Raw genomic sequence first — 8,609 nt, forward strand, 5'->3', positions numbered from 1 at the left:
GACGTCGAGCCGCACCTCGCCTGCCCCAACCCGTGAGCGGCGCGTCGCCGGGGGCCGCGCCGGCGCCGTAGGCCGCGGAGAGCCGGTCGAGGAACGCCCGCCGCGACAGCGTGTACTCCTGCGGGCCGGCGGCCTCCAGGGCGTGCGCGGCGACGGTGCTGCCGACCTGCGCGGCGCGTTCCAGCGGCAGGCCCCAGGCCGTCGCCGACAGGAAGCCGGAGCGGAACGCGTCGCCGACGCCGGTCGGGTCCACGACGTTCTCGACGGGGACGCAGGGCACGTGCAGGCCCTCCTCCCCCTGCCGGTCGATGACGACGCCCTTGGCGCCGAGGGTGGTGACGCGGATCCCGACCCGGGACAGCACCTCCTCGCCCGACCAGCCGGTCTTCTCCTCGAACAGCGCCTTCTCGTACTCGTTGCTGAACAGGTACGCGGCGCCGTCGAGGAGGCGGCGGACGTCCGCGCCGTCCATCCGGGCGAGCTGCTGGGACGGGTCGGCGGCGAACGGGATGCCGCGCGAGCGGCACTCGTCGGTGTGCCGGAGCATGGCCTCCGGGTCGTTCGCGCTGATCAGCACGAGGTCGAGCCCGCCGACGCGGTCGGCGACCGGGCCGAGCTCGATGGAGCGGGCCTCGCTCATCGCGCCGGTGTAGAAGGAGGCGATCTGGTTCTGGTCCTGGTCGGTGGTGCACAGGAACCGGGCGGTGTGGTGCAGCTCGGACACGTGCACGGAGGCGGTGTCGACGCCGTGCCGGTCCAGCCAGGAGCGGTAGTCGGCGAAGTCGTCGCCGACGGAGCCGACGAGGATGGACTCCTTGCCGAGGCTGCCCATCCCGAAGCAGATGTTCGCGGCGACGCCGCCGCGGCGGATCTCCAGCTCGTCCACCAGGAAGGACAGCGAGACCCGGTCGAGCTGGTCGGGCAGGAGCTGGTCGGAGAACCTTCCGGGGAAGGTCATCAGATGGTCGGTCGCAATGGAGCCAGTCACGGCGATGCGCACGCGTCGCTCTCCTCGTCGTGGTCGTCCGGCTTGTCACCGGCTGTTTCAACCCGGAAAGACTACTTCCCATCGGACCACACGACGCGGCGGGTGCGCATCCCGGCGGGGCGGGCGGGCATGCGAAAGGGGCGGCCCGGACGTGTCCGTCCGGCCGCCCCTCCACCGGCCCGCGGGCCGGCGGTGCTCCGTCAGTTGAAGGAGTCGCCGCAGGCGCAGGAGCCCGACGCGTTGGGGTTGTCGATCGTGAAGCCCTGCTTCTCGATCGTGTCGACGAAGTCGATGGTGGCGCCCGTGAGGTAGGGCGCGCTCATCCGGTCGACGCGCACGTTCAGCCCGCCGAAGTCCTGGATCTGGTCGCCGTCCATCTCCCGCTCGTCGAAGAAGAGCTGGTAGATCAGGCCGGAGCAGCCGCCCGGCTGCACGGCGACACGCAGCGCAAGGTCGTCGCGGCCCTCCTGCTCGAGCAGGCCCCTGGCCTTCTCGGCGGCGGCGTCGGTGAGGATGACGCCCTGCTGCGTGGTCTCCTGCGTGGTCTCGCCTGAAACCGTCATGTGTTCAGCTCCCGGGTCTCGCTGCGCCGCGATGCGGCGGACTGTCGCTTGTCCTCGAGGACGACTTACGCCTCTTCCCGTAGGACAACGTACCTCGCCACAAGGCCATTCCGCGTATCGCCCATCTTTAACGCCCGGGAGCGGTGCGTCCTACGTCACACCGCCACCGCGATGATGATGTGCCATCATTAGTCGTCAAAGCGACGATAAGTCCCGTCGCAGGAGGGAGACTCCCGTGACCACCCCAGTGCGCGACCTTCCGCTGCTGCTCCTCGGCGAGGGCTCCGACCCGGCCAGCGAGCGCGGCGTGGACTGCCCGGGCGAGCTGCCCGCGGCGTCCGACCCCGCGCTGGTCGAGCGGGCCCGCGCCGCCAAGGCGGCCCTCGGCGACCGGGTGTTCGTCCTCGGCCACCACTACCAGCGCGACGAGGTCATCCAGTTCGCCGACGTCACCGGCGACTCGTTCAAGCTCGCACAGCAGGCCGCCGCGCGCCCCGAGGCGCCCTACATCGTGTTCTGCGGCGTGCACTTCATGGCCGAGTCCGCCGACATCCTCACCGCGCCGCACCAGAAGGTGATCCTGCCCGACCTCGGCGCCGGCTGCTCCATGGCCGACATGGCGACCTTCGACCAGGTCGAGGACTGCTGGGAGGTGCTGGAGGACGCGGGCGTCGCCGACGACGTCGTCCCGGTCACCTACATGAACTCCTCGGCCGACATCAAGGGCTTCGTCGGCCGGCACGGCGGCGTGGTGTGCACCTCGTCCAACGCCAAGCGCGCCCTCGACTGGGCGTACTCCAAGGGCAAGAAGGTGCTGTTCCTGCCCGACCAGCACCTCGGCCGCAACACCGCCGTCCTGGAGATGGGCTTCTCACTGGACGACTGCGTCGTCTACAGCCCGCACCGCCGCGAGGGCGGCCTCACCCACGAGCAGCTGCGCGACGCCAAGATGATCCTCTGGCGCGGCCACTGCTCGGTGCACGGCCGGTTCTCCAAGGAGTCGGTGGACGAGGTCCGCGCGCGCGTGCCCGGCGTCAACGTGCTCGTCCACCCCGAGTGCCGGCACGAGGTCGTCACGGCCGCCGACCAGATCGGCTCCACCGAGTACATCATCAGGACGATCGAGACCGCCGACCCCGGCACGTCGTGGGCGGTCGGCACCGAGCTGAACCTCGTCCGGCGCCTCGCGAACGCCCACCCGGACAAGAACGTCATGTTCCTCGACAAGACCGTCTGCTACTGCTCCACGATGAACCGCATCGACCTGCCGCACCTGGTGTGGTCGCTGGAGTCCCTCGTGCGCGGCGAGGTCGAGAACGTGATCACCGTCGACGAGGACACCGCCCGCAACGCCCGAGCCGCCCTCGACCAAATGCTTGCACTCCCGTAAAAGCAGATTCAGCACGCTCAACCGTCACGCGAGTGCGTTATCTGACCGGTGGGGCGATGCCGAAGGCGAGCCCCACCGGGAAGCTCGCGAAGCGAGGTCACACTCGCCCAAGCCCGGTCAGGGGTGCGAGCCGCCAGGCGAGGACCCCTGGGCCGGGATTGCGTTAAATCGCAGAGTTTTCCACCCAGTGGACGAGCAGGTCGTCGTTGCCGGAGAACTCCAGGGCGGAGTCGCCGAGCTTGCGGCGGCCCCACAGGAACAGGAAGACGTCCGAGGCGGCGCCGCGGACGGTCGCGTCGGCGCCGTCCGGGCCGCCGTCCGGGGCGTCGTGGCGGCTCCACTCGAAGCGGTCCGGCAGGAGGCGGAACAGCCAGCGGGAGCCGATGTCGGCGGCGTCGAACGCCAGCACCTCGCCGTCGCCGCGCAGGTTCTCCACCTTCGGCGCGAACGCGGCGGCCCGCTCCAGGTTCTCCAGCAGCTCGTCCGTCCCGTCGGCGGCCGCGTCGGGCGCGACGGCGGGCGTCCGGCCGCAGGCGATCTCCAGGTCGGCGCGGTGCACGGCGGTCTCGAACAGCATCCGCCGGGACCAGAAGCGGACGTGCTGGTCGACGCCCCACGCCCACACGGGCGCGTCCGGGTCGGCCGCCCGCAGGATCTCCAGGAGCCGTCCGGCGCCCTCCGTGTACCAGGGCAGGTGGTCGCCCGGCACCACCGGGAACGAGACGCCCAGCTCGCGCAGGCTGAGCCGGCGCGGGGCGCCGACCCGGACGGTGCCGCCCGCCCACCGGTGCATGGCGCCGAGATGGCGGACCAGCTCGGCGACGGACCAGCCGGGGCAGGACGGCACGGGCTCGTCGAGGCCGGCGCCCGCCGCGACCTCCGCGAACGCGGCGGCCTCCGCCTCCAGCGCGGCGCAGTGGCGGGCATGGTCCCAGGGACGTCCGGTCATTACGCCTCCCGCATGAACCGACCGTGGACGTTCAGATCACAGACATACCCCGCATCGGCCCAGAGATCAGGGCGTCCCGGAACCGGGTCCGCGGGGGCGGCCCGTCACAGGCCGGGGGCGCCCCACACCGGGAACCAGCGGCCGAGGTCCGCCTCGAACGGCAGGTCGGCGCCGACCGCGCCGCGCACCTGCAGCTCCAGGGCGTTGTCCCGCTTGTCGCCGGGCAGCGGCGCGAACGGGTAGAAGGTGCCGCGCTTGTACAGGTAGACCAGCGCGAGCCGCTGCCCGTCCGGGCCGCGGAAGCCCGCGAGCGAGCACAGCAGGTGCGGGCCGAACCCGCCCGACTCCAGCGTGGAGTTCACCGCGTGCAGGTCGGTGACCAGGTCCGGCAGCTCCTCCGGCGGGTGCGTCGCGAGCAGCCACGTGTACCCGTAGGAGTCGTTGCTGATCTCGACCTTCGGCCCCTCGTCGGCGTCGAGCAGCTCCTGGACGTCGGCCTGGAGCCGCGCGAACGCGCCTCCCTCGGCCGCCCGGAAGCAGACGGAGCCGAGGCCGGTCGGCTTGAACCCGGTCGCGGCCTCCAGCGTGATCGCCGCCGTGGACAGCCCGAAGAGCTGGTCGAGGTCCGGCTTGACCGGCTTGGACCGGCCGAGCAGCGTGTCCAGGAAACCCACGGGTCAGACTCCCCTGCTGAGCTGGTCGGAGATCTTCGACAGCTGCGCGAGCCGCTTGTCCAGCGACGGGTGCGTCGAGAACAGGTGCGAGATCGTGAAGCCCTTGCCGAACGCCGGGGTGAAGAAGAAGGCGTTGAACGCCTGCGCCGAGCGCAGGTCGTTGGTCGGGATCCGGGCGATCTCCCCGGACACCTTGGTCAGCGCGCTGGCCAGCGCGGACGGGCGGCCGGTCAGCAGCGCGGCGGCCCGGTCGGCCGACAGCTCCCGGTAGCGCGACAGCGCCCGGGTGAGCAGGAAGCTGACCGCGTAGGCCACGGCGCTCACCCCGACGACGGCGAGCAGGATCAGGCCCGTGTTCTGGTCGTTGTCGCGGCGGTTGAAGCCGCCCCACAGGCCCCACTCCAGGCCGAAGCGGGTGATCAGGCCGGCGCAGATGCCGAGGAACGAGGCGATCGTCATGACCGCGACGTCCTTGTGCGCGACGTGCGCCATCTCGTGGGCGAGGACGCCCTCCAGCTCGACGGGGTCGAGCCTGCGCAGCAGCCCGGTGGTCACGCAGACCACGGCCTTCTTCTGGTTGCGGCCGGTCGCGAACGCGTTCGGCACGTCGGTGTCGGCGACGGCGACGCGCGGCTTCGGCGCGTCCGACATGGCGCAGATGCGGTCGATCACGCCGTGCAGCTCGGGCGCCTCCTCCGGGGAGACCTCCCGGCCGTGCATGGCGAACATCGTCAGCTTGTCGGAGAAGAAGTACTGCGCGAACAGGAACGCCAGTGCGATGACGAGAGCGATCACCCCGAACTTCGGAGCGATCACGAAGAAGGCCGTCACGAAGACGACGTAGACCAGTCCCAGCAGGAACATGGTCACGAGCATGCGTGACGTCAGCCCCCGGTCGGAGGCGTAACGCGTCGAGGCCATCCGGCAACCCCCAGTTTTCTTTCCCCGATTCACTTGTGAGAACGCGCGAGCCCCGGTTTTTGTGCCAGGCACCCCCGGAGTCCCGCGCGAATCGTCCTGGAGGACGACCGGCCCCTGGCCGCCCGGCCGGGCGGCCAGGGATCTAGTCCGGGATCAGCCCCTCGTCGCCGAGCATGGCGCGCACCTCGTCGATCGCCGCGTCCGCGGGCGGCAGGATGAGCTCGGACGGCGCCAGGCTGTCGGCCGGCAGCGGCTTGCCGACCTTGCGCACGCTCTCCAGCAGGGCGTGCAGCGCGGCGCGGAACGCCGTCTCGTCGCCGGCCTCGATGGCCGACTCGAGTTCGCCGTCGAGGGTGTTGAGCGCGGCCAGGTCGCCGTCGGCGACGTCCAGCTGCCCCTCGCCCATGAGGCGGACGATCACTGCGCACCCCCGGGCTGCTGCGGCCACGGGGCCTGCTGCGGGGTGTCGTGCTGCTGCTGGGGCTGCGCGGTGGGCGAGCCCTGGTTCAGCTCCTTGGGCGCCGGGCCCTGGCCGAGTTCGGCCTTCAGCCGCTCCAGCTCGAGGTCGACGCCGGGGCCGGAGCCCATCCGGTCGAGCTCGGCCTGGATGTCGTCGCGGGGGCCGGAGAAGTCCTCGAGCGCGCCGGAGGCGAGCAGCTCGTCGATGGCGCCGGCGCGCGCCTTCATGTTCTCGGTCTTCTCCTCGGCGCGCTGGATGGCCAGGCCGACGTCGCCCATCTCCTCGGAGATGCCGGAGAACGCCTCGTTGATCTTGGTCTGCGCCTCGGCGGCGGTGTACGTCGCCTTGATCGTCTCCTTGCGGGTGCGGAAGGAGTCGACCTTGGCCTGCAGCCGCTGGGAGGCGAGCGTGAGCTTCTCCTCCTCGCCCTGCAGCTGCTGGTACTGCGCGCGCAGGTCGTTCAGCTGGGAGTCCAGCCCGGACCGGCGGGTCAGCGCCTCGCGGGCGAGGTCCTCGCGGCCCACCTGCAGCGCCTTCTTGCCCTGGTCCGTCAGCTTGTTCTGCTGCTGCTCGAGCTGGTTGATCTGCAGCTCGAGACGCTTGCGCGAGGTGGCGACGTCGGCGACCCCCCGACGGACCTTCTGCAGCATCTCCAGCTGGCGCTGGTAGGAGTAGTCGAGCGTCTCGCGAGGATCCTCGGCCCGGTCCAGGGCCTTGTTGGCCTTGGCCTTGAAGATCATCGACATTCTTTTCATCACGCTCATCGCGCGGCGCCGGTCCCTTCGTGCTGTGCCTCAGTCGCATACTGGGCTCAATGACCACTGCTGGGGTTCTTATCACCCTACGCGTTAACGCGCGAGGCAGCCACGATGTTCGCAGCCGGTAGGCTGACCCCGTGTTCAAGCGTCGTACCCCGGAAGCCCCGCCGAATCCTCCTCAGGTAGTAACGCCGAAGCCGGGAGGCAAGGGGCGGCCCACGCCGAAGCGGAGCGAGGCCGAGAAGCGCCGCCGCCAGCCCATCACCGCGCCCTCCACGCGCAAGGAGGCGTACAAGAAGGTGCGGGAGCGGCAGGCGGGCGAGCGCGAGCGCGCCCGCGCCGGCATGGCCCGGGGCGACGAGAAGTACCTCCTCAAGCGGGACAAGGGCCCGGTCCGGCGGCTCGCCCGCAACTACGTGGACGCGCGCCGCACCTTCGGCTCGTACCTGATGTACGCGATGTTCGCGATCGTGCTGCTGAGCCTGCTGCCGATCCCGGCGGCCAAGCTGCTGGTGCTGTTCGCGCCGCCGCTGCTGCTGGTCGTGGTGTTCGGCGAGGGCCTGATCCTGAGCCGGGGCGTGAAGAAGCTCGCCGCCGAGCGGCACCCGGACGAGGACACCAAGGGCGTCGGGCTCTACGCGGCGATGCGCGCGATGCAGATCCGCCGGCTGCGGATGCCCGGCCCGCAGGTCAAGATCGGCGAGAAGGACAAGGTCTGACCGGACGCCGCCGGCGCCCCTCACACCGCTCACGTCCCGGGACCGTTCCGCCCGCGGCGCCCCCGCCCGGACCGGCGGCGATCTCCGCCGGGCTAGGGTCGTGGGCATGGAGTTCCGATACCTGGGCCGGAGCGGTCTGAAGATCAGCGAGATCGCGTACGGCAACTGGCTCACCCACGGCTCCCAGGTCGAGGAGGACGCGGCGCGCGCGTGCGTGCGCGCGGCCCTCGACGAGGGGATCACCACCTTCGACACCGCGGACGTCTACGCCGGGACGCGCGCCGAGGAGGTCCTCGGACGCGCCCTGAAGGGGCAGCGCCGCGAGGGGCTGGAGATCTTCACCAAGGTCTACTGGCCCACCGGGCCCGGCGTGAACGACCGGGGCCTGTCCCGCAAGCACATCATGGAGTCGATCAACGGCTCGCTGCGCCGCCTCGGCACCGACTACGTGGACCTCTACCAGGCCCACCGGTTCGACAACGAGACGCCGCTGGAGGAGACCCTCCGCGCGTTCGACGACCTCGTCCGGCAGGGCAAGGTGCTGTACGTCGGCGTGTCGGAGTGGCGGGCCGAGGAGATCGAGCGCGCCCTGAAGATCGCCGACGAGATGGGGTTCGACCGGATCGTGTCGAGCCAGCCGCAGTACTCGATGCTGTGGCGGGTCATCGAGGAGGAGGTCGTCCCGGTGTGCGAGCGCGAGGGGATCGGCCAGATCGTCTGGTCGCCGATCGCGCAGGGCGTGCTGACCGGCAAGTACAAGCCGGGGCAGCCGCTGCCGGAGGGGTCGCGCGCCACCGACGACAAGGGCGGCGCCGACATGATCAAGCGCTACCTGAACGACGACCTGCTGACCCGCGTGCAGAACCTGAAGCCGATCGCCGACGACCTCGGGCTGTCGATGGCGCAGCTGGCGATCGCGTGGACGCTGCAGAACCCGAACGTGTCGGCGGCGATCGTCGGGGCGTCGCGTCCGGAACAGGTCAGCGACAACGTGAAGGCGGCCGGGGTGAAGCTGGACGCCGACGTGCTGAAGCGCATCGACGAGGTGCTCGGCGACGCGGTGATCCGCGACGCGTCCAAGACCGTCAGCCCGCGCACCCGGCCGTGAGCTGAGGCGCGCCGGACGGCGAAGGCCCGCTGCGCTACGACCAGCCGCCCGGCGACCGCAACCCCATCCACACCTGCGC

Annotated in this window: 10 protein-coding genes; 3 read left to right on the forward strand and 7 right to left on the reverse strand. The window is 71.0% G+C overall.

Features of this window, described 5'->3' with window-relative positions; translation table 11 throughout:
* Both ABZ914_RS37230 and ABZ914_RS37235 read right to left on the reverse strand, forming a co-directional pair.
* Positions 1 to 1,000: carbohydrate kinase family protein (locus ABZ914_RS37230; RefSeq protein ID WP_500199062.1), on the reverse strand; the 1,000-nt coding region annotated here is incomplete at its 3' end.
* Between the two features lie 188 nt (positions 1,001 to 1,188).
* Entirely contained in the window at positions 1,189 to 1,551 is a 363-nt protein-coding gene (locus ABZ914_RS37235) for a HesB/IscA family protein (protein ID WP_190868582.1), read from the reverse strand.
* Positions 1,552 to 1,786: 235 nt separating this feature from the next.
* Between ABZ914_RS37235 and nadA the strand changes: the two genes are divergently transcribed.
* Positions 1,787 to 2,941 carry a quinolinate synthase NadA gene (gene nadA / locus ABZ914_RS37240; protein WP_500199064.1) on the forward strand — a complete coding sequence of 385 codons (1,155 nt, stop codon included), beginning with the start codon at positions 1,787 to 1,789 and terminating at the stop codon, positions 2,939 to 2,941.
* Between the two features lie 163 nt (positions 2,942 to 3,104).
* Here the strand turns inward: nadA and ABZ914_RS37245 are convergent, their stop codons facing one another.
* The 5 genes from ABZ914_RS37245 to ABZ914_RS37265 form a co-directional block, all read right to left on the reverse strand.
* Entirely contained in the window at positions 3,105 to 3,890 is a 786-nt protein-coding gene (locus ABZ914_RS37245) for a maleylpyruvate isomerase family mycothiol-dependent enzyme (RefSeq protein ID WP_500199066.1), read from the reverse strand.
* Positions 3,891 to 3,994: 104 nt separating this feature from the next.
* The gene (gene pspAB / locus ABZ914_RS37250; protein ID WP_433238213.1) at positions 3,995 to 4,564 is read right to left on the reverse strand and encodes a PspA-associated protein PspAB; all 570 of its coding nucleotides are present in this window, start codon (positions 4,562 to 4,564) and stop codon (positions 3,995 to 3,997) included.
* A 3-nt stretch (positions 4,565 to 4,567) separates the two neighbouring features.
* The gene (gene htpX / locus ABZ914_RS37255) at positions 4,568 to 5,485 is read right to left on the reverse strand and encodes a zinc metalloprotease HtpX (RefSeq protein WP_500199068.1); all 918 of its coding nucleotides are present in this window, start codon (positions 5,483 to 5,485) and stop codon (positions 4,568 to 4,570) included.
* Positions 5,486 to 5,627: 142 nt separating this feature from the next.
* Complete coding sequence (gene pspAA, locus ABZ914_RS37260; protein WP_190868577.1) at positions 5,628 to 5,906, reverse strand: PspA-associated protein PspAA; 279 nt, start codon at positions 5,904 to 5,906, stop codon at positions 5,628 to 5,630.
* Positions 5,903 to 6,709 (reverse strand): PspA/IM30 family protein, encoded by an 807-nt coding sequence (locus ABZ914_RS37265; RefSeq protein WP_206700381.1) that lies wholly within the window; start codon positions 6,707 to 6,709, stop codon positions 5,903 to 5,905. The genes pspAA and ABZ914_RS37265 overlap by 4 nt, the downstream gene beginning before the upstream one ends.
* A gap of 131 nt (positions 6,710 to 6,840) precedes the next feature.
* Here ABZ914_RS37265 and ABZ914_RS37270 point away from each other — a divergent pair, with 131 nt between their 5' ends.
* Entirely contained in the window at positions 6,841 to 7,422 is a 582-nt protein-coding gene (locus tag ABZ914_RS37270) for a DUF3043 domain-containing protein (protein ID WP_190868576.1), read from the forward strand.
* Positions 7,423 to 7,528: 106 nt separating this feature from the next.
* Positions 7,529 to 8,530, forward strand: coding sequence for an aldo/keto reductase family protein (locus ABZ914_RS37275; protein ID WP_500199070.1), 1,002 nt, complete (start codon positions 7,529 to 7,531; stop codon positions 8,528 to 8,530).
* Positions 8,531 to 8,609: the final 79 nt, after the last annotated feature.

The organism is Spirillospora sp. NPDC046719, from assembly GCF_040645715.1.
Lineage (GTDB): Bacteria > Actinomycetota > Actinomycetes > Streptosporangiales > Streptosporangiaceae > Spirillospora.

What these genes read in the sequence shown, in the direction of transcription:
- htpX (WP_500199068.1), bottom strand. Translation starts at nt 5,485, where the DNA reads ATGGCCTCGACGCGTTACGCCTCCGACCGGGGGCTGACGTCACGCATG.
- ABZ914_RS37245 (WP_500199066.1), bottom strand. Translation starts at nt 3,890, where the DNA reads ATGACCGGACGTCCCTGGGACCATGCCCGCCACTGCGCCGCGCTGGAG.
- ABZ914_RS37275 (WP_500199070.1), top strand. Translation starts at nt 7,529, where the DNA reads ATGGAGTTCCGATACCTGGGCCGGAGCGGTCTGAAGATCAGCGAGATC.
- ABZ914_RS37265 (WP_206700381.1), bottom strand. Translation starts at nt 6,709, where the DNA reads ATGAGCGTGATGAAAAGAATGTCGATGATCTTCAAGGCCAAGGCCAAC.
- ABZ914_RS37235 (WP_190868582.1), bottom strand. Translation starts at nt 1,551, where the DNA reads ATGACGGTTTCAGGCGAGACCACGCAGGAGACCACGCAGCAGGGCGTC.